Origin of the sequence: Pseudomonas rhodesiae (assembly GCF_013285305.1) — a bacterium.
GTDB lineage: Bacteria > Pseudomonadota > Gammaproteobacteria > Pseudomonadales > Pseudomonadaceae > Aquipseudomonas > Aquipseudomonas rhodesiae.
The window spans coordinates 1,499,977-1,517,836 of the sequence record NZ_CP054205.1 but is presented as its reverse complement, the minus strand read 5'-3'; the positions used below and the strand labels follow the sequence as shown (position 1 = coordinate 1,517,836).

Below are 17,860 nucleotides of genomic sequence, written 5' to 3'. Positions count from 1 at the left end.
GGCCTCCTCAATCCCAGGTCGAAATCGGCCGCAATGCCGCTGGCCGGGCGTGCAACTCCGGCACCACCACCCACACGCCCGCCGGCAATACCGGCCCGTGCTCGGCCAGTTCGGGGTTCAGGCGCCAGAGGGTTTCTTCAGCAGCGTCGTCACAGCGCCCCAACTCGCGGTACAGCAGCAGGTTGACCGAATCCCCGGCAATACTTCGCACTCTACGCATTGACGAACTCCTCCAATTCAAGGCTCCAGGACATGACCATGGCGGTGCCGTCGTCGATCACATGGCTTTGGTTTTCCACCACGGCGTTGATGCGCCACAGCCCCCAGTTCCGGCCGATCCCGTCGACCAGCGGCAGCGGTGCCCGCGCATTCTGCAAGGCGCGCAACTTGTCCAGGCGCTGCATACCTACGGCGTACATTGCCGTGCCGCCAAACGTGAGTTTCTCCAGAGCCTGACCGCTCTGACGGGACTGCGGCTTGCTGGCAATGATTTCGAGGTTGCTCCAGCCCCCGTAACTGCTGTGGGTGAGCGTGGCGTAGGCAAAACCTCGGGAGAGGCCAAAGATAAAATCGCCCAATATCATCTGTTGTCGCATCAATCACCTCCGGGGTCGGCCAATGCCGCGTTGCGTCGAATGCCGAGGGAATCGGTCACCATGGGCATGCATTGGAATTGCAGGGCCTGGAGCACTTGGTTGACCACTTGCTGGGCATCGGCGGGGTTGACGCCAGTGATCTGGATGCTCGGCGAGATCGTGACCTGGACGTTGTCGGTGCGAGCACTGTTGAGTTCCTTGCTCAGGGCATTCGGCGCAGGCAGGCGATCACTTGAACTGAACAGTTTGTCGCCGAGCCAACTGCCCGCTTCGCTGCCCAGCAAGCCACCGATTGCACCACCGACGGCGGTACCGATACCGGGAAAAACCAGCGTGCCAAGTGCAGCCCCGGCCGATGCGCCAGCCCAGGCGCCACCGGCGGCGCTGAGGCCACTGCCAACGGCTTTGGCATCGCCCTGGCGCACGCCTTGCACGACGGCCATCGTGGTGTCGACGTACTTCAGCGGGCCCAGCCTGCGCACGACGGATGACTCCAGTCGGGTCGCGGCGCCAGCCAGGCTCGAAGGGGCCGCTGCGCGTGGAGCAATCGTCGAGGCATTGAACCCAAGGCGCGGACCTTCGAATACCTTGCTTACCTTCTCGAAGAGGCTGCGCACCGTGGCGAACAAACTCAAAGAGGTTCGGGGGGGACTGCGCCTTGACTTCATGAACGTGGGCTTGCCTGGCCCTCTCCTCCCAGACGCCTTGTTGGGCCCATAACGCTCACGCCCCCGCAGCGCCTCGCTGACACCCGCGCAGCAAGTGTCACCGCCCTTGCCGCCCCCCTGAAACACCGCACCGATGCCGGGGATTTTGCCCAGGGTCGCTTCAAGCACCTTGTCTGAAACCTTGGTTCTGAATGAATCCGCCAAGCCTTCACCGGCCCACTTGAGCAATTGGGTGGCGGAGGATTCGGCAGGCTTTTTTTCTTCCGGCGTTTTCTTCGTCTCACTGGTCGCGGGGCTCAGGGCCGGGGCGGTCAGGGCAGCGCCGGTGATGAACAACGTCGTGTTGAGCGTCTCCAGCGTCTCGCGCAACCGTACCTGCTCCAGGGTCAACGCATTCAGGTCCACGCTGACGGTAACCAGCGCCGAGCTGAGCGTCGATTGCGGTGATGGAGCCTCGCGTTCAGGCGCGGCCAAGCTTGCAGAGAACGGTGCGAGCACACTGCCCAGATCCGCGTCACCGAGCATCCAGCGGTTGTCTTGCACCGCGAGCCGGGTCGCATATTGAGTCTCTTGCATCTCGCTTTACTCCTGTTTAACCCCAAGGCGAGTGATCGCAATGTCGTAGCGGCGCAGTGCTTTTGCGGCGTCCCAGTCGAGAATTTCCGCTTCGTTTACCGAGTAAACCAGCGGCACCACATCGAGGATCACGTCGATGTCGCGTTCCGAAAGAAGTCCGCCGGTTGATTTAAAAAATCGTCGATGCGCTCCTGCAATTCCGTCCAGTCCGGCACGGTCAACCCCGCGAGATCCGGGATCATCAAGCCGGTGCAATGGGCAGTGATAAACTCGGCGCGTTCTTTGTTGGTGGCGAGTTTTTTCATCACTTTGGTGGCGCGCAGGGCGGGCATTTCCAGGGGCAGTTCATTCAGGGTTCGGCCGGCTGCGTCCAGGGGCAATAGCAGTTGGATGGGCTGGTCGTGGGACGACTGCTGAGGTTCGTTGAGAAAGAATGAAGCAGGTCGCGTCGACATCTCGTGTACGTACTGAGCGATAGACACGTAGTCTGGGCGCTTGAGCTGGTCGAGTTCTTTTTCCGACAGGCCAGTGGCGAGTTTCGCCAGTTCAAAGAACCGATCGTCCTCGTCGTCACCGGCCCGGGCCAGCGCGTCTTTTTGCGCGGCGTAGTACAGCGGTTTGAGTTGCACCTGCTCGATCTTCGCGCCGGTATCGGCGGTGATCGCAGACAGCAACCTATGCAGCGGTGGCATCCAGGCCATGGGGCAATTCCTTGTTCAAGCAAGGGGCGAGCGCACCCGCCCCCAGGGGTTTAAGGCATCAGCACAGCGCGGCGCGCATCGCCCAGGATATCGACGCCGTTGAGCACGAATTTCTGGGTGCGCACGTCGATGTCGATCACCGGGATGCCGTTTTCCAGACGATTGTAGGTGCGGCAGGACAACTCCAGCGTGGTGAGCGCCTTCTCGCCCATCTTCAGCTTCGCTTCATCCAGGGATTTGAGCTTGCCGCCGACGGTGTGGTAGGTGAAATACGTCTTGCCGTCCTGGTCCTGACCGGCTTCACGTACGTTGAGCAGGATGTCGTCACCCATGCGCACGCCCAGCGCCAGCATGATTTCAGGACCGGCACCCTGGAGGACCAGCGTGGCATTGAGCACCTTGCCGCTCTTGGCCATTTCCTCGGCGATAAAGCGCCCACCGGACATGGGTTCCATCTCGAACTCGATCTTCGGCGGAGTGAACTCTTCCACCGTCGCGGACAACGGCAGGCCTTGGAGGGTGGCCGCAATGGCCTGTCTGACTCGGTTGGTAAACATTAGAGAACGTCCTCCAGGAACTGCTCGATGATTTCATCACGGGCGTTGAGTTGATAAATCATGTGTTCGTTGGGCGCGTAGCGGCCATAGTCGATGACGATGAACCAGGTGCCGTTTTTGTACTTTTCGACACTGTTCAACTCCGGGTGCAGGTACACGCTGGCGCCGGGAATGGTTTCGTCGGCGACCAGGGTTTGCAGCCAGTCGTTGATGCGCTTGACCTCCTGATCCATGAAGGACTTGGTGAGGTTCTTGGCCATGGCTTTCTGGCCGGCCTTGACCAGTTTGCGGCTGATGGCATCTTCCAGGCCGACATAGCTGATGAATTTGCCGGTGATGGAACGGTTACCCAGCAACGAAAAGCCGCCGAGGATGGTGCGCGCGTAGTAGCTCACGCCATAACGGTTGAGCAGGTCGCCTTCGGTGGAGGTGTCGAGGATGTTGTACTCGACCACGCGGGAAACGTCCTCGGCGAACGTCACCTGATTACCCGGGCTCTCCCACTGCTTGACCTTGGCCAGCGCGGCGATCGCCAGAGACGACGGCGACAGAAACACGTTTTTCTTCGCCGCCTTGGAGTACACCGACGGCATGTTGTGCACCAGCAGGCAGCGGTCGAAACCCAGGTCGGCGCCGCCCAGTTCGCCGCTATAGGCCACTTGGTCGGCGACGCTGGCATCTTTGCCATCGAGCACGACACGCGCCTTGATGCGCTTGCCGAACGAGGCAAACTCGCCGGCCACGGCCTTGGTGCCAGTGAAGCCGGGGGCGCCGATGATGGTCAGGTCTTCAGGCACGCTGGCGAGCGCGGCCAGGCCCAGTTTGCGGCCGGTGACCGGGTCGTTACCACCGATCACATTGTTGAGCGTATCGGCCGCAGTGGCGCCCTCTTCGACGATCACCACGTAGACCGGCACCTTCACCACTTTGAGAATCTGGTAGACGGCGTGGAACAACGTGCCCGACTCGGCACCGGTGGTGTCCAGCAGCGCCTGGGTGGTGAAGCTATTGATGCGAAACGGCGCATTTTTTGGAATCGACGCATGGGCGTTCGGCGCGGTGCCGACCAGACCGATGACGTTATCACCCAGGCCACCCATGGCCTCGGGGGATTCGGTGGCATTGACGGTAATACCGTTGTGCTCGAAGTTCAGAACCTCAGCCATGGTTATTCAGCCTTCTTCGGGGTGGAGTTAAGGACGCTGGTCAGTTCCAGACGGCCAGCGGTGCGCAGGGCGGATGCTTCGACGTCCAGCAGTTCCAGTTCCTGACCAACGGTGGACCAATGGCCGCCTCCGGTAGGGAATGGGATGAGGACGGTGTAGGTTTGGCGGGTAGGCATAGGTGGGTTTCTCCGGTTGAGAACGCCAAAGCCCCTTGAGGAGGGGCTTTGGGGAGGCGAAAAAAAACCGCTTTCGCGGTGGCTATTTCAGAAAGGCGGGCTTTTCAGGCCATGCCACGATGAATGGATCTCCAACATTTTGCGGAACATCCCGCAAAGCTCTCCGGTAATTTGCAACCTGAATACGTTGCTCATCATTAAGGGGGCTGTCCTGAACTTGGGTATAATCCGTTTCGCTCAACAGTTGATCTCGACGGACTCGGATACATGCCCATTCTAAGAGTTCCAAACCTGCCTTGCTAAGGATACGCGACGGAACAGTTTCTGCAGAAAATTCGCTCATTTAGAAAACCACCGTTGGAGAAAGAGAAAGTTTAGACTTTAATTCGCCCACACCAATCGAATGGTAATGACCAATCTGCATAGTATCAATTCGCAAAGATGTCACATATACATTAGGAATCTTTATGCGACAGATCGCATTACCCGCAGTATCCGCATAAATAGCTGGCTCAAACTTTCCAAAGCATGACTGATTGATAACTGCTCTCTGAGGCGAGTAAACGTAACCTGCAAATGTCTCATCCAACACTAAAGAGCTACCGTAACTATAGCCACGGATATTCAGCCAAAACATCTGATCATCGGTATTAATGGAAAACGGCAGTTTGAAATGAGCGTACACATTCAATGACGACCCGAGATCCGTTGCAACCAGCCCTCCAGCAGCGCCAACATCGTAAGGAGCACCAGTCCCCCAAATCATGCCTTGAAAGACACTCATCAGAAGTGTCCCCGGCTCACCAATGGCACCAACGACATCTTTTAACGCTCGAAACTGATCAAACTCTGCACGCGCCTGATTCATTCTCGCGTCGATAGCATCAATTTTTCCATTCACGGCATTTGTCAGGTTATTTGAAGCCTGAACCAAGTTAGCTATTTGCGTTTCCGTACTCAAAATAGTAGCTCCTTTTTACCACTTTAATGCCTCGACGCACTCTTACCGAATGACAAATCGCGAGACCAAATAAGTTATCCAACACTTAAACTATGCTCGGCCGAGTTCTCCAACACGAAATAGCAAACCTAGATGCCGAGCCATATTGTCGATATTGGCAGTAGCGATCACTGCCAACTCATTAGCAATAAGAACGTTCAAGCTTTCAGTCCCCACCACAATCACCACGCTATCCCCCGGCAACGGCGAAACATCCAGCGTGAACTTCTGCAGCACCCGAGCCGCCGCCGCTTTATACGTCAGCAACTTTCCTGCGACGGAATACACCGCCAACAGCGTCCCACTGGCGAGATAAAAGCCAAACTCGCCAATTTCATATTCCCCGTCGCCGTCAAACAGCGCGGCCATCCTGAGTTGGTGGTTGCCCAGGTCTTCGTAATCCACGATGGCGACCCGTTGGCGTTCGTCGCGCAAGGCCACTTCGCTGCCGTCCGGGTTGTAGCGGCCGGTGCCGGCGCCAATGTGGGTGATTTCACCTTTCAAACCCTGGTTCTTTGCCTGCAGCACTTCATCCAATCCCTTGGCGGTGAAGCGCACCAGGCGCGTAATGTCATCTGTCATGGCTGCGCCCTGAGGTCGTAGTCGTTAATGGTGTAGTGCAGGGCTGCGCCGGTTTGGGTAAGCCGGGCGCCCAGCACTGTTTCGGGTAGAGCGCCCCGCAGGGAAAACTCACTGTCACTCAACGGCGGGTCGAGCGCGCTGCTGATCGAAAGGCCGCCCAAGGTCTCGTGGACAATGGTGATGGTGGCCTGATCACGCTCGCTCTTGGCTGCGTTGATACGCCGAATCAGCCGGTTGTGGTCACCGCTGGACCAACTGCGCCCCACAATTGCCTGCACGTCAAAGGTGTACGGCAGGCCCAGCGGCCGCTGCTGATACCAGGCGCTGATATTGGGCGTAAAACCCAAAGACTCCACCGCATGGATCAACGCCTTGGGCGTGCCCGCCTGACGCTGGATCTGCCAGGAAAGCCCCACGGTCAGGCGTTTTTCCGTTTCGCTGGCTTGGGTATTCCATTCGCTGACACCCCGGTCGGCGGCCAGGTACGGCAGAAATTCGACGGGGGTTTGCAGCGGGTTCATCAGCGCGGGAAACGGCGGTACGACGCGGTCCAGCAGGGTGCCGAAGCCCAGGTCCAGGGCTTTCTCCAGTGCTGAGCTATTGGCCGGCAACAGGCTCGCTTTGCTTTCACTCATAGCGTGCGCACCTCCACCTCGACACCGGTGCAATAAGGGGCCTGGAAGGCTGTGGTGATGATCGGTTCCAGAGGTTCGAGAATCTGCAACTGCGCCGCGCCCGCACTGTGAATGGCGTAGTCGATCCAACTGGGGTCGACGCGTCCTTCGAGGCGATGGCAGGAGTCGGCGTAGGTTTGCAGCAGGCGTTGAGCCGCCACTTGGGTCAACCCGGAATCCGGCCCGGCGTTGATCTTGGCCACGACGCGGATTTTGTACGGCAGGATCTGCGCACTCTGCACGCTGACCAGATCGGTTTCCGGCCTTACATCCGGCCGTGCGAAATGTCGTCGCACGCCGTCAAGCAATTCGGCGGATGCGCTGCCGTCGCCCTCCCTGGACAGTACCGTGACCATGACTTCGCCTGGAGCGGTGCGCCGCGCATTGCCATCCTTGACTTGGGCCGCGTAGCCGTCCGGGTCGAAGGTGTAGCTGACGGTAACCACGCCGGGAGTGGCGCTCTGCACCTTGACCGACGGCCGTTCACCCAGGGTGAAGACCTCGCGTCGATACTGCATCCGCGAGCCTGCCGCCGGTGCATGGGGTGCCAGGTAGTAGCGCAGACGGGCATCGTCGTCGCTTTCCAGAATGGGTGGTACCGGCGGGAATGCGGCCGGGTCGCCAGGGTCGAGCACTTGGCGCTCCAGCCCCATGTCGGCAAGGCGTGCATCCAAGTTGCTGCCGGTTGCCCACCACGCCAGCATCTGCTTGATACGGGCGTTGTACTTGCGTTCATGGGTTTGCAGGCGCACGCAAAACGCTTCCAGGGCCAGGGTCAATAATTCGCTTTCATTGTCCAGACTGGCCTTGAGTTTGGGCGCGCTTTGCGGCGCGCGGGTGGCCACGTAATCGATGACGAACGCCTTGAATTCCGCCAACAATGGCTCGAAAGCCTCCACGGCGATAAGCGCCGGCTCCGCCAGTTGGTTCTGGCCGGGGATCAACATGCTCATGTCACGACCTCGAAGGTTTGTTGACGGTTTTTCCAGGTGCCGGCAAAACGCAGCAACAAACCAGCGCCTTGCCGCGTGGCGACGATGACCTCGGGTTGAAAATCCGCGATGCCATTCTGGGTGTTGTAGAACGCCTGCGCGGCATGGCTCTGGGCGAGGATCAGCAGGTCGTCGCCCAGGTTCTGACCAAGCAGTTGCGGGATCATCGAGCCGTACAGCGGGCGCTTCTGGCGAGTGCCTATGGGAGTGGTCAGCGCTCGGGTGGCGCGCTGTACGAAATGCAGCCAGTCATCCACGGCTGCCCCGGTGTTTCTATCGATTCCGAGCATGGCAAATCCTTATGCGCTGCTGATCACACGGCCCTGGTGATCCACCACCGGGCCACTTAAATGCACCCCGCCGGCATCCAGCCGCAGACCGGTAGCCCCCAATTGCAGGGCGATGCTGTCGGCCGTCAGCACCAGGCTGGCGCCACCGATCTGGGCGACGACCTGCTCCCGTGAGCCCGTGACGGTGGTGGGCCCGTTGCGCCAATTGAACAGGTGAGTGGCATCGTCGTAATCGCTTTGCGTCCCGTCCTGATAAAGGCGACGCGTCAACGTCGCCACACGGGAGACAGGCGGAAACTGACTACTGTTGAGGCCGAACAGGGCCACGGACTGCGTCCCCCCTTCCCCACCGGCATAGTTGAGCAGCAGGCATTGCTCGCCCACAGATGGGATGCGGGTTTCCGTCTGCGCACCGGCGCTGGGGTTGAAAAAATGAATGGCCGGGGTGAGCAAATCGCCATGCCGAACCTTGCATGTGTGGCTGGCGGCATCGACTTCCTCACATACGCCAATCCGACAAAAACTGTCGGCGCGGCGGTACAAGTCTTCGAGCTGGGCCTCCATTTGCGCCAGCCGCTCGATGATCGGCCCCAGTTGCATGCGTAGTAACGCGTCGAACATGGTCTACTCCTGCAGAGGTCGATATTGATCGGGATCGTCGATATTCGAGACTTCCCAGGTGCAGGCAAACAGCGGTTTACCCGCAGGATCTTCGAGCAGCGGCGGCCCCAGATAGAGCGTTTGGCTGAAGGCCACCGTCCAGGTGTCGTAGTCCGTTTCGCTGGAGCCCAGAACGGAGGGTGCTGCCACAATGGCCATGGGCAGGTCGCATTGCTCGGCCGGCAGCCCCCAGCGGTTGTCCAGGGCCAGATCCATCAGTTGGCTGGCCAAGTCGCAGGCGTCAAAGGGCGCCGCGCCGCTGGCAACCGTGACTTTGAGAGACACCGACAAGGCATGCGCCTTACGCCCGTCCAGGGCGCGTATTCCGGGGCCGTTACGCTCCACGCCGATCAAAATGCCGCTGGCACCCGTGGCGCCGTTGAAATCCTGGTGATTGCCCACCCGCAGGTGCGGGAACGCCAGCTTGAGCATTTCTGCGATCGCGATGGGCAGTTGGGAAGGTTTTTCGATAAGTGTCATAGGGTCGCGTCCTTGCAGCAATTACTGCTGATCGGGCCGCGAAGTCGGTGTCTGGTTGACCCCGATACGCTTGGCCGCCCAGCGTTCATAAAGACCGATGGCTACGTCGGCCCCCGCCATGGCGGTGAGGCAGCCGATGGCACCGGCTGTCCAGATCGACATGCCGGCGGCGTAACACAGCATCAGGGCCGAAACCCCGCACACCATGCACGCGCCAGACCTCAAGGCCAGGCGCCGGATCAACGACCAACCGCGGGCGCCCTCCTTGTCGGCGCGCCACATTTCGCCGGATACCCCGCCGATCAAGGCCAGTGCAATCACCAGCCAGATAGGCATTTCCGCTAACGCTTGCTGCTCGTTTGTCATGTCACGCCTCCTGGCTGAGCAATGCCGGCTGAATGCCGGTTTTCCGGGTAAATCCATTTATAGGTAGGCATTCCAAAAAGCCCGGTTGCCCGGGCTTTTCAGTAATGCTGTCCTCGAACCTTCGGCGCTACTGGCGCGGTACGGTTCTTTCCTCAATGTTTTTCCGACCACGATCCCTGTCTGCCGGATAACTGCTTCTGGTGCTTTACGCTGCACACCCGGGTCAGTTGCCAACCCTCTGAACCGTTAAGGCCGGTTCATCGCTGCCTGTTTCTTGTAAAGCGGTGTCACTAAAGAGCGTCGGCATCCTTGCCGGTATTGCCTGGCATCCCTGCCATCGCTGTGATGGCGTCCTTGCCGATGTTGCGTGCCTTCCTTGTCATCCTCGGCAGCATCCTTGCCGCCTCCACCAGGCCTTGTTGGCTGGCTTGAGATGAAGAATATGCATGTATGCATATACAGTCAATGCGTAAATGCATTTATTTTCACTCCGGATATGCCCTTGTGCATTTTTGGCTTGGGGATTCAAGGGGTTACTGGCTTTTTGCAGGCGAAAAAAAACCCGCTGCTTGGCGGGTTTTGTCCTACTGAATTGGGTTAACGCGCGTACATGCCCCACCAGAACACATGGCCGAGGATACTGATCTGCTCGTCCTGGATTTCCTGGAAACTGTAGTCCTCGTCCGGATGCTCGTCGCGGTTGAAGCTGCGCAGACGAATCCCGGATGGCAGGCGATAGAGCTGTTTGACCCGCAATTGGCCATTGTGATTAATGGCATACAGATCGCCATCGACGATATCGCCGATGCCGCTCTTGCCCGCATTGACCCCAACGGTGGCGCCATCGCGCAGCACTGGCAACATGCTGTTGCCGCGCACCGTCACACACTTGGCCTGGTCGAATTGCACACCATTGTGTCGCAAGCTGCGCTTTCCAAAACGCAGGCTGGCTTTCTCGCTTTCCTCGATGACGAATCTTCCTGATCCAGCAGCCAATTCAACCTCGCGCAGAAAGGGGATCGACACCTCATCGTCATTGATAGGGGTGTCGTCGTCCCACAGGCTTATGTCCTTGAGTTCCGAATGCATCGGGTCGCGCCCGTCGTCCCGCGCAGCGCCTACGGCCACGCGCCCTCGCAGTTGGTCGGTGCTCACGCCAAAGTATTCGGCAATGCGGGAGATATGCTTGTCAGACGGATCGACAATCTTGCCGCTGAGGATCCGAGACAGCGTGGACTGAGGCACACCGGTACGCCGGTGAAGCTCCGTGGGGGAGATCCGGTCGCGGTCCAGCAATTCTCTTAATACGATAGAAACGTTGCGTTTTTGCATAACGGCGATAGTGCCGGGTGTTTTGCAGCTTGGCAAATGCTAATTTGCATATTTTATGCACAAGTCGCGCTGTATCAGGGGCAGCGTCTCTGCGCTTTGTAGACCGGTTTGCAACCTGCGAAGCGCCGACTTCACATGTTAACCTTGCGGCCATTGCAATAAGCAGGGCCGAGCGCCCCACCTTTGCCCCACTCCTTTCAACGAATTTGCTAACTATCTGATGAGTAAGAACACGTCCGATCTGTCCTCCCACACCCCGATGATGCAGCAGTACTGGCGCTTGAAAAACCAGCACGCTGATCAGTTGATGTTCTACCGCATGGGCGATTTCTACGAGATCTTCTATGAAGACGCGAAGAAGGCTGCCAAGCTGCTGGACATCACGCTGACCGCGCGCGGGCAGTCGGCGGGGCAGTCAATTCCGATGTGTGGGATTCCTTACCACTCCCTCGAAGGCTATCTGGCCAAGCTGGTAAAGCTGGGTGAGTCGGTGGTGATCTGCGAGCAGATCGGCGATCCGGCCACCAGCAAAGGCCCGGTGGAACGTCAGGTGGTGCGCATCATTACGCCGGGTACGGTGAGTGATGAAGCACTGTTGGATGAGCGTCGCGATAACTTGATCGCGGCGGTGCTGGGGGATGAGCGCTTGTTCGGCCTGGCCGTGCTGGATATCACCAGCGGCAATTTCACAGTTCTGGAGATCAAGGGCTGGGAGAACCTGCTGGCAGAGCTGGAGCGCATCAATCCCGTGGAGTTGCTGATCCCGGACGATTGGCCCAAGGATTTGCCGGCGGAAAAACGGCGTGGGACCAAACGTCGCGCGCCGTGGGATTTCGAGCGTGACTCGGCGCTCAAGAGCCTGTGCCAGCAATTCTCCGTGCAAGACCTTAAAGGCTTCGGTTGCGAAACCCTGACCCTGGCCATCGGCGCCGCCGGTTGCCTGCTCAGCTATGCCAAGGAAACCCAGCGCACCGCCCTGCCGCACTTGCGCAGCCTGCGCCACGAACGCTTGGACGATACAGTGGTGCTCGATGGCGCCAGCCGTCGCAACCTGGAACTGGACACCAACCTGGCCGGCGGCCGCGACAACACCTTGCAATCGGTGGTCGACCGTTGCCAGACCGCCATGGGCAGCCGCCTGCTGACCCGCTGGCTGAACCGTCCGCTGCGGGATCTGAAGGTGCTGCAAGCGCGCCAATCCTCCATCACCTGCCTGCTGGATGGTTACCGCTTTGAAAAGCTGCAGCCGCAGCTCAAGGAAATTGGCGATATCGAGCGCATTCTGGCGCGGATCGGCCTGAGAAATGCGCGCCCGCGCGACCTGGCGCGCCTGCGCGATGCGCTCGGCGCCCTGCCGCAGTTGCAAGCAGCCATGACGGAACTGGACGCACCGCACCTGCAACAACTGGCCGCGACCACCAGCACCTACCCGGAACTGGCGGCGCTGCTGGAAAAAGCCATCATCGATAACCCGCCGGCCATCATCCGTGACGGTGGCGTACTGAAGACCGGTTACGACAGCGAACTGGACGAGTTGCAAGCCCTGAGCGAAAACGCCGGGCAATTCCTTATCGACCTGGAAGCCCGCGAAAAAGCCCGCACTGGCCTGGCCAATCTGAAGGTCGGCTACAACCGCGTGCATGGCTACTTTATCGAGCTGCCCAGCAAACAGGCCGAACAGGCACCGATCGACTATCAGCGCCGCCAGACGCTCAAAGGTGCCGAACGCTTTATCACCCCAGAGCTTAAGGAGTTCGAAGACAAGGCACTGTCAGCCAAAAGCCGGGCCTTGGCGCGGGAAAAGATGCTGTATGAGGCGCTGCTCGAAGACCTGATCGGCCAACTGGCGCCGCTGCAAGACACGGCTGCCGCGTTGTCGGAACTGGACGTGTTGAGCAACCTGGCCGAACGCGCCCTCAACCTTGACCTCAACTGTCCGCGGTTCGTCACCGAGCCATGCATGCGCATCGTGCAGGGGCGTCACCCGGTGGTGGAGCAGGTGCTGACCACGCCGTTCGTCGCCAACGATCTGTCGCTGGATGACGATACCCGCATGCTGGTGATCACCGGTCCGAATATGGGCGGTAAATCTACCTACATGCGCCAGACGGCGTTGATCGTGTTGTTGGCGCATATCGGCAGTTTTGTGCCGGCGGCCAGTTGCGAGCTGTCCCTGGTAGACCGGATTTTCACCCGGATCGGCTCCAGCGATGACCTGGCCGGTGGGCGTTCGACCTTTATGGTGGAAATGAGCGAGACCGCCAATATCCTGCATAACGCCACCGAACGCAGCCTGGTGCTGATGGACGAAGTCGGTCGCGGCACCAGCACTTTCGACGGGCTGTCCCTGGCTTGGGCCGCCGCCGAGCGCTTGGCACATTTACGCGCCTACACGCTGTTCGCCACCCACTATTTCGAGCTGACCGTACTGCCGGAAAGCGAGCCGCTGGTGGCCAACGTGCACTTGAACGCGACCGAGCACAACGAGCGTATCGTGTTTCTGCACCATGTATTGCCGGGGCCGGCCAGTCAGAGCTACGGCCTGGCTGTTGCGCAACTGGCCGGCGTGCCGAACGACGTGATCAGCCGCGCCCGCGAACACCTCAGTCGCCTGGAAACCACTGCGTTACCCCACGAAACTGCGGTTGCCAGTCCCGCCAAGACTCAGCGACAAAGTGCCGCGCCACATCAGAGCGATCTCTTCGCCAGCCTGCCCCATCCCGTGCTGGATGAACTGGCCAAGCTGGAGCTGGACGATCTGACGCCGCGTAAAGCACTCGAAATGTTATATGCACTGAAGACTCGGATATAACGCACAGGCCTGCAAACTGGTAGACTCTCGCGCGGTTTGGGATGCTGCTGGCTTTTAGCCTGGCCTGCAGACTATCGCTCCCGAACCTCGCGAGCCCTGCCATTAAGGGTTTCGCTGCCGCCGCCTGAGGAGAAAATTAGAAATGACCTTCGTCGTCACCGACAACTGCATCAAGTGCAAGTACACCGACTGCGTAGAAGTCTGTCCGGTGGACTGCTTTTACGAAGGCCCGAACTTCCTGGTCATCCACCCGGACGAGTGCATCGATTGCGCCCTGTGTGAACCAGAATGCCCGGCCAACGCGATCTTCTCTGAGGATGAGGTGCCTGCCGGCATGGAGAACTTCATCGCGTTGAATGCTGAATTGGCCGATATCTGGCCCAATATCACCGAGAAGAAAGACGCGCTGCCTGACGCCGAAGAGTGGGATGGCAAGACCGGCAAAATCGCCGACCTCGAACGCTGATAACTCACCGTTCCTCAAAAGGCCCCTTGCGGGCCTTTTTGCATTTCCTGGACCTGCTTTTACTTTTCTACAGGCGAAAAAAGGGGCGGTATGACCCGCCCACATTTTTTCCTTAGTCCCTTTATTCCTTTTCATCATCCTGATGAATCGCATCCCGCGATATTCCTTTAACCATCGTTCCTTGATGGCCGTGTCAATCCGTGGACACAGGGCTGATGTTAGAGAGTTCCAAGGGAAGTTCAACGGGATGCTACATCCACTCCAGCACGCCGACGTAACAGACCCCCCCTAAATAATTGTTATGTTTCAATAAGATAGAAAAGTCTTTCGCATTTTTTAGCCACCCAGGGCAAGGAAAAAAACCATTCGCTTACGAAAAAGTAAGCGAATGCTTACATGAGACATTGCGCAAAAGCGTAATCGCCCCCTCCTCGCGTCAATCCTCGCTGACAGTGATCGTCGGCATGGATGGCAAGGCCGCTTCCTGCAGCACGATCCGCGCGCCCACGTGGCGGGCCAGTTCCTGATAAATCATGGCGATTTGGCTATCAGGCTCAGCCATTACCGTAGGCTTGCCGCCATCAGCCTGTTCGCGGATCAGCATCGACAACGGCAGCGAGGCCAATAGCTCGACGCCATACTGGGTGGCCAGCTTCTCGCCGCCGCCTTCACCAAACAAATGCTCGGCATGACCGCAATTGGAGCAGATATGCACCGCCATGTTTTCCACGACGCCCAGCACCGGAATGTTGACCTTACGGAACATCTCCACGCCTTTTTTCGCGTCCAGCAGCGCCAGATCCTGAGGTGTGGTAACGATCACTGAACCCGCCACCGGCACCTTCTGCGCCAAGGTCAGCTGGATATCACCGGTGCCGGGCGGCATATCGATGACCAGGTAGTCCAGGTCGCCCCAGGCTGTCTGGGTGACCAGTTGCAACAATGCGCCGGAAACCATCGGCCCTCGCCAGACCATTGGCGTGTTGTCATCGGTCAAGAACGCCATGGACATTACTTCCACGCCCAGGGACTCGATAGGCACGAACCACTTCTGATCCTTGACCTTCGGCCGCGTGCCTTCGGCGATACCGAACATCACGCCTTGGCTCGGGCCGTAGATATCGGCGTCGAGGATGCCCACACGTGCGCCTTCGCGGGCCAGGGCCAGGGCCAGGTTGGCCGCCGTAGTAGACTTGCCAACCCCGCCCTTGCCGGACGCCACTGCCACCACATTCTTGACGTTGGCCAAGCCCGGGATCTGCGCCTGCGCCTTGTGCGCGGCGATGACACATTGAATATCGACCTTGGCCGAACGTACGCCGTCCAAACCTTCTATGGCCATCTGCAGCATCTGTGCCCAGCCGTTCTTGAACAGGCCGGCGGCGTAGCCCAGCTCCAACTGGACCGAGACTTGATCGCCCTGGACCTCAATGGCTCGCACACAGCCGGCGCTCACCGGGTCCTGGTTCAAATAGGGGTCGGTGTACTGGCGAAGAACGGCTTCCACCGCTGCGCGATTCACGGCGCTCATGGGCTACTCCCGAAAAAGACTGACTGAAACAGGCGGCTATCCTAACCGTTCCGGCCACGTAACGGCATGCTTTCGACAGTTTGCAGGATGCTGAAACAACGCCACGGGGTGAAATAAATTTGCCGGCGCTTTATAGTGGCCGACCTCCGTTTCATCAAGTAGCCGAGCCCCATGTCCGAGCCACGCAAGATCCTCGTCACCAGCGCCCTGCCCTATGCCAATGGTTCCATCCATCTTGGCCATATGCTTGAGTACATCCAGACCGATATGTGGGTGCGCTTCCAGAAGCATCGCGGCAATCAATGCATTTATGTCTGCGCGGACGACGCCCACGGTTCGGCCATCATGCTGCGCGCCGAAAAGGAAGGCATCACGCCGGAACAACTGATCGCCAATGTGCAGGCTGAACACAGCGCCGACTTTGCCGATTTCCTGGTGGACTTTGACAACTTCCATTCGACCCACGCCGAAGAAAACCGCGAGCTGTCGAGCCAGATCTACCTGCGATTGAAAGAAGCCGGCCACATTGCCACTCGCTCGATCACCCAGTATTTCGACCCGGAAAAGAAAATGTTCCTGGCCGACCGCTTCATCAAGGGCACTTGCCCGAAGTGTGGCACTGAAGACCAGTACGGCGACAACTGCGAAAAATGCGGTGCCACCTACGCCCCCACTGACCTGAAGGATCCCAAGTCGGCGATTTCCGGCGCCACCCCGGTGCTCAAGGACTCCCAGCACTTCTTCTTCAAGCTCCCGGATTTCCAGCAGATGCTGCAAACCTGGACCCGCAGCGGCACTTTGCAGGACGCCGTGGCCAACAAGATCGCAGAATGGCTGGATGCCGGGCTGCAGCAGTGGGACATCTCCCGCGATGCGCCGTACTTCGGCTTCGAGATTCCAGGCGAGCCAGGCAAGTACTTCTATGTGTGGCTGGACGCGCCGATCGGCTACATGGCCAGCTTCAAGAACCTCTGCGACCGCACGCCGGAGCTGGACTTCGACGCGTTCTGGAGCAAGGAGTCCACGGCCGAGCTGTATCACTTCATCGGCAAGGACATCGTCAACTTCCACGCCCTGTTCTGGCCAGCAATGCTTGAAGGCTCAGGCTACCGCAAGCCGACCGGCATCAATGTGCACGGCTACCTGACCGTCAATGGTCAGAAGATGTCCAAGTCCCGTGGCACCTTCATCAAGGCGCGCACCTACCTGGACCACCTGTCGCCGGAATACCTGCGCTACTACTACGCATCCAAACTTGGCCGTGGCGTCGACGACCTGGACTTGAACCTGGAAGACTTCGTGCAGAAGGTCAACTCTGACCTCGTGGGCAAAGTCGTCAACATCGCCAGCCGTTGCGCCGGTTTTATCCACAAGGGCAATGCCGGCGTGATGGTGGCCGAGAATGCCGCACCGGAACTGACCGACGCCTTCCTGGCCGCCGCTCCGAGCATCGCCGATGCTTATGAAGCCCGCGACTTCGCCCGCGCCATGCGTGAGATCATGGGCCTGGCCGACCGCGCCAACGCCTGGATCGCAGATAAAGCCCCATGGTCGCTGAACAAACAGGAAGGCAAAGAAGCTGAGGTGCAGGCGATCTGCGCCACGGGCGTCAACCTGTTCCGCCAGTTGGTGATCTTCCTCAAACCGGTGCTGCCACTGCTGGCCGCCGATGCCGAGGCGTTCTTGAATGTCGCCCCCCTGACCTGGAACGACCACGCCACCTTGCTCGCCAACCACCCGTTGAACGCGTTCAAGCCGCTGATGACGCGCATCGACCCTGTGAAAGTACAAGCCATGACTGACGCTTCGAAAGAAGACCTGGCCGCCAGCCAGACCGACACCGGCGACGCCGCACCGGCCGGCAATGGCGAACTGGCTAAGGATCCGCTGTCCCCGGAAATCGATTTCGACGCCTTCGCCGCCATCGATCTGCGCGTTGCCCTCATCGTCAAGGCCGAGGCGGTGGAAGGTGCCGACAAACTGTTGCGCCTGACGCTGGATATCGGCGATGAGCGGCGCAATGTGTTCTCCGGGATCAAGAGCGCCTATCCGGAACCGTCCAAACTCGATGGTCGCCTGACCATGATGATCGCCAACCTCAAGCCGCGGAAAATGAAGTTCGGTATTTCCGAAGGCATGGTGATGGCGGCGGGGCCTGGCGGTGAAGAAATCTACCTGCTCAGCCCTGACAGTGGCGCCAAGCCGGGTCAGCGCATCAAGTAAATCTGCACAACA

The 17,860-nt window shown here is 59.2% G+C and carries 22 protein-coding genes; 3 read left to right on the top strand and 19 right to left on the bottom strand.

Going from position 1 to position 17,860, the window contains the following annotated elements:
• Window positions 1-7 precede the first annotated feature (7 nt).
• The 18 genes from HRH33_RS06750 to HRH33_RS06670 form a co-directional block, all read right to left on the bottom strand.
• Window positions 8-220 carry a tail protein X gene (locus HRH33_RS06750; RefSeq protein ID WP_167416406.1) on the bottom strand — a complete coding sequence of 71 codons (213 nt, stop codon included), beginning with the start codon at window positions 218-220 and terminating at the stop codon, window positions 8-10.
• A complete protein-coding gene (locus tag HRH33_RS06745) occupies window positions 213-596 on the bottom strand; it encodes a phage tail protein (protein WP_094064795.1) in 384 nt (127 codons plus the stop codon). Before HRH33_RS06745 ends, HRH33_RS06750 begins: the two co-directional genes overlap by 8 nt.
• Window positions 596-1,840: a hypothetical protein gene (locus HRH33_RS06740; protein ID WP_167416405.1), complete on the bottom strand. Its 1,245-nt coding sequence runs from the start codon at window positions 1,838-1,840 to the stop codon at window positions 596-598. The genes HRH33_RS06745 and HRH33_RS06740 overlap by 1 nt, the downstream gene beginning before the upstream one ends.
• A 6-nt stretch (window positions 1,841-1,846) precedes the next feature.
• Window positions 1,847-1,972 carry a hypothetical protein gene (locus HRH33_RS26495; RefSeq protein WP_010212704.1) on the bottom strand — a complete coding sequence of 42 codons (126 nt, stop codon included), beginning with the start codon at window positions 1,970-1,972 and terminating at the stop codon, window positions 1,847-1,849.
• Entirely contained in the window at window positions 1,969-2,541 is a 573-nt protein-coding gene (locus tag HRH33_RS06735) for a phage tail assembly protein (RefSeq protein ID WP_167416404.1), read from the bottom strand. Before HRH33_RS06735 ends, HRH33_RS26495 begins: the two co-directional genes overlap by 4 nt.
• Window positions 2,542-2,591: 50 nt before the next feature.
• Window positions 2,592-3,098: a phage major tail tube protein gene (locus HRH33_RS06730; RefSeq protein WP_034137187.1), complete on the bottom strand. Its 507-nt coding sequence runs from the start codon at window positions 3,096-3,098 to the stop codon at window positions 2,592-2,594.
• Complete coding sequence (locus tag HRH33_RS06725) at window positions 3,098-4,264, bottom strand: phage tail sheath protein (RefSeq protein ID WP_167416403.1); 1,167 nt, start codon at window positions 4,262-4,264, stop codon at window positions 3,098-3,100. The genes HRH33_RS06730 and HRH33_RS06725 overlap by 1 nt, the downstream gene beginning before the upstream one ends.
• 2 nt (window positions 4,265-4,266) lie before the next feature.
• Window positions 4,267-4,440, bottom strand: a complete 174-nt coding sequence (locus HRH33_RS06720; protein WP_167389876.1) for a hypothetical protein — start codon at window positions 4,438-4,440, stop codon at window positions 4,267-4,269.
• An 82-nt stretch (window positions 4,441-4,522) separates the two neighbouring features.
• Window positions 4,523-4,783 carry a tail fiber assembly protein gene (locus tag HRH33_RS06715; RefSeq protein WP_080761401.1) on the bottom strand — a complete coding sequence of 87 codons (261 nt, stop codon included), beginning with the start codon at window positions 4,781-4,783 and terminating at the stop codon, window positions 4,523-4,525.
• The gene (locus HRH33_RS06710; protein WP_167416402.1) at window positions 4,784-5,401 is read right to left on the bottom strand and encodes a hypothetical protein; all 618 of its coding nucleotides are present in this window, start codon (window positions 5,399-5,401) and stop codon (window positions 4,784-4,786) included.
• Between the two features lie 90 nt (window positions 5,402-5,491).
• Entirely contained in the window at window positions 5,492-6,022 is a 531-nt protein-coding gene (locus HRH33_RS06705; RefSeq protein WP_034137185.1) for a tail fiber protein, read from the bottom strand.
• The gene (locus HRH33_RS06700) at window positions 6,019-6,657 is read right to left on the bottom strand and encodes a phage tail protein I (protein ID WP_167416401.1); all 639 of its coding nucleotides are present in this window, start codon (window positions 6,655-6,657) and stop codon (window positions 6,019-6,021) included. Before HRH33_RS06700 ends, HRH33_RS06705 begins: the two co-directional genes overlap by 4 nt.
• The gene (locus HRH33_RS06695; protein WP_167416400.1) at window positions 6,654-7,649 is read right to left on the bottom strand and encodes a baseplate J/gp47 family protein; all 996 of its coding nucleotides are present in this window, start codon (window positions 7,647-7,649) and stop codon (window positions 6,654-6,656) included. The genes HRH33_RS06700 and HRH33_RS06695 overlap by 4 nt, the downstream gene beginning before the upstream one ends.
• On the bottom strand, window positions 7,646-7,978 hold the full coding sequence (locus tag HRH33_RS06690; RefSeq protein WP_167416399.1) for a phage baseplate protein: 333 nt from the start codon (window positions 7,976-7,978) through the stop codon (window positions 7,646-7,648). The genes HRH33_RS06695 and HRH33_RS06690 overlap by 4 nt, the downstream gene beginning before the upstream one ends.
• 9 nt (window positions 7,979-7,987) lie before the next feature.
• Window positions 7,988-8,599, bottom strand: coding sequence for a phage baseplate assembly protein V (locus tag HRH33_RS06685; RefSeq protein ID WP_167416398.1), 612 nt, complete (start codon window positions 8,597-8,599; stop codon window positions 7,988-7,990).
• Window positions 8,600-8,602: 3 nt separating this feature from the next.
• Window positions 8,603-9,118, bottom strand: coding sequence for a hypothetical protein (locus HRH33_RS06680; protein ID WP_167416397.1), 516 nt, complete (start codon window positions 9,116-9,118; stop codon window positions 8,603-8,605).
• A 21-nt stretch (window positions 9,119-9,139) separates the two neighbouring features.
• Complete coding sequence (locus HRH33_RS06675; RefSeq protein ID WP_034096148.1) at window positions 9,140-9,484, bottom strand: phage holin family protein; 345 nt, start codon at window positions 9,482-9,484, stop codon at window positions 9,140-9,142.
• A gap of 597 nt (window positions 9,485-10,081) precedes the next feature.
• Window positions 10,082-10,816 carry a LexA family transcriptional regulator gene (locus HRH33_RS06670; protein WP_080761400.1) on the bottom strand — a complete coding sequence of 245 codons (735 nt, stop codon included), beginning with the start codon at window positions 10,814-10,816 and terminating at the stop codon, window positions 10,082-10,084.
• A 220-nt stretch (window positions 10,817-11,036) separates the two neighbouring features.
• On the opposite strand from HRH33_RS06670, the gene mutS reads away from it, so the two are divergent.
• Both mutS and fdxA read left to right on the top strand, forming a co-directional pair.
• Complete coding sequence (gene mutS / locus HRH33_RS06665) at window positions 11,037-13,628, top strand: DNA mismatch repair protein MutS (RefSeq protein WP_167416396.1); 2,592 nt, start codon at window positions 11,037-11,039, stop codon at window positions 13,626-13,628.
• Window positions 13,629-13,770: 142 nt separating this feature from the next.
• A complete protein-coding gene (gene fdxA / locus HRH33_RS06660; RefSeq protein WP_034111970.1) occupies window positions 13,771-14,094 on the top strand; it encodes a ferredoxin FdxA in 324 nt (107 codons plus the stop codon).
• 436 nt (window positions 14,095-14,530) lie between these two features.
• Here fdxA and apbC read toward each other — a convergent pair whose 3' ends face one another.
• Window positions 14,531-15,625 carry an iron-sulfur cluster carrier protein ApbC gene (gene apbC, locus HRH33_RS06655; RefSeq protein ID WP_167416395.1) on the bottom strand — a complete coding sequence of 365 codons (1,095 nt, stop codon included), beginning with the start codon at window positions 15,623-15,625 and terminating at the stop codon, window positions 14,531-14,533.
• 171 nt (window positions 15,626-15,796) lie between these two features.
• On the opposite strand from apbC, the gene metG reads away from it, so the two are divergent.
• Entirely contained in the window at window positions 15,797-17,848 is a 2,052-nt protein-coding gene (gene metG / locus HRH33_RS06650) for a methionine--tRNA ligase (RefSeq protein WP_034137178.1), read from the top strand.
• Window positions 17,849-17,860: the final 12 nt, after the last annotated feature.

Coding starts and splice junctions, on each gene's coding strand:
- HRH33_RS06720 (WP_167389876.1), bottom strand. CDS start 4,440: ATGCCTACCCGCCAAACCTACACCGTCCTCATCCCATTCCCTACCGGA.
- HRH33_RS06735 (WP_167416404.1), bottom strand. CDS start 2,541: ATGGCCTGGATGCCACCGCTGCATAGGTTGCTGTCTGCGATCACCGCC.
- HRH33_RS06680 (WP_167416397.1), bottom strand. CDS start 9,118: ATGACACTTATCGAAAAACCTTCCCAACTGCCCATCGCGATCGCAGAA.
- HRH33_RS06685 (WP_167416398.1), bottom strand. CDS start 8,599: ATGTTCGACGCGTTACTACGCATGCAACTGGGGCCGATCATCGAGCGG.
- HRH33_RS06730 (WP_034137187.1), bottom strand. CDS start 3,098: ATGTTTACCAACCGAGTCAGACAGGCCATTGCGGCCACCCTCCAAGGC.
- HRH33_RS06690 (WP_167416399.1), bottom strand. CDS start 7,978: ATGCTCGGAATCGATAGAAACACCGGGGCAGCCGTGGATGACTGGCTG.
- metG (WP_034137178.1), top strand. CDS start 15,797: ATGTCCGAGCCACGCAAGATCCTCGTCACCAGCGCCCTGCCCTATGCC.
- apbC (WP_167416395.1), bottom strand. CDS start 15,625: ATGAGCGCCGTGAATCGCGCAGCGGTGGAAGCCGTTCTTCGCCAGTAC.
- fdxA (WP_034111970.1), top strand. CDS start 13,771: ATGACCTTCGTCGTCACCGACAACTGCATCAAGTGCAAGTACACCGAC.
- HRH33_RS06750 (WP_167416406.1), bottom strand. CDS start 220: ATGCGTAGAGTGCGAAGTATTGCCGGGGATTCGGTCAACCTGCTGCTG.
- HRH33_RS06705 (WP_034137185.1), bottom strand. CDS start 6,022: ATGACAGATGACATTACGCGCCTGGTGCGCTTCACCGCCAAGGGATTG.
- HRH33_RS06700 (WP_167416401.1), bottom strand. CDS start 6,657: ATGAGTGAAAGCAAAGCGAGCCTGTTGCCGGCCAATAGCTCAGCACTG.
- HRH33_RS06745 (WP_094064795.1), bottom strand. CDS start 596: ATGCGACAACAGATGATATTGGGCGATTTTATCTTTGGCCTCTCCCGA.
- HRH33_RS06695 (WP_167416400.1), bottom strand. CDS start 7,649: ATGAGCATGTTGATCCCCGGCCAGAACCAACTGGCGGAGCCGGCGCTT.
- HRH33_RS06725 (WP_167416403.1), bottom strand. CDS start 4,264: ATGGCTGAGGTTCTGAACTTCGAGCACAACGGTATTACCGTCAATGCC.
- HRH33_RS06670 (WP_080761400.1), bottom strand. CDS start 10,816: ATGCAAAAACGCAACGTTTCTATCGTATTAAGAGAATTGCTGGACCGC.
- HRH33_RS06675 (WP_034096148.1), bottom strand. CDS start 9,484: ATGACAAACGAGCAGCAAGCGTTAGCGGAAATGCCTATCTGGCTGGTG.
- HRH33_RS06715 (WP_080761401.1), bottom strand. CDS start 4,783: ATGAGCGAATTTTCTGCAGAAACTGTTCCGTCGCGTATCCTTAGCAAG.
- mutS (WP_167416396.1), top strand. CDS start 11,037: ATGAGTAAGAACACGTCCGATCTGTCCTCCCACACCCCGATGATGCAG.
- HRH33_RS06740 (WP_167416405.1), bottom strand. CDS start 1,840: ATGCAAGAGACTCAATATGCGACCCGGCTCGCGGTGCAAGACAACCGC.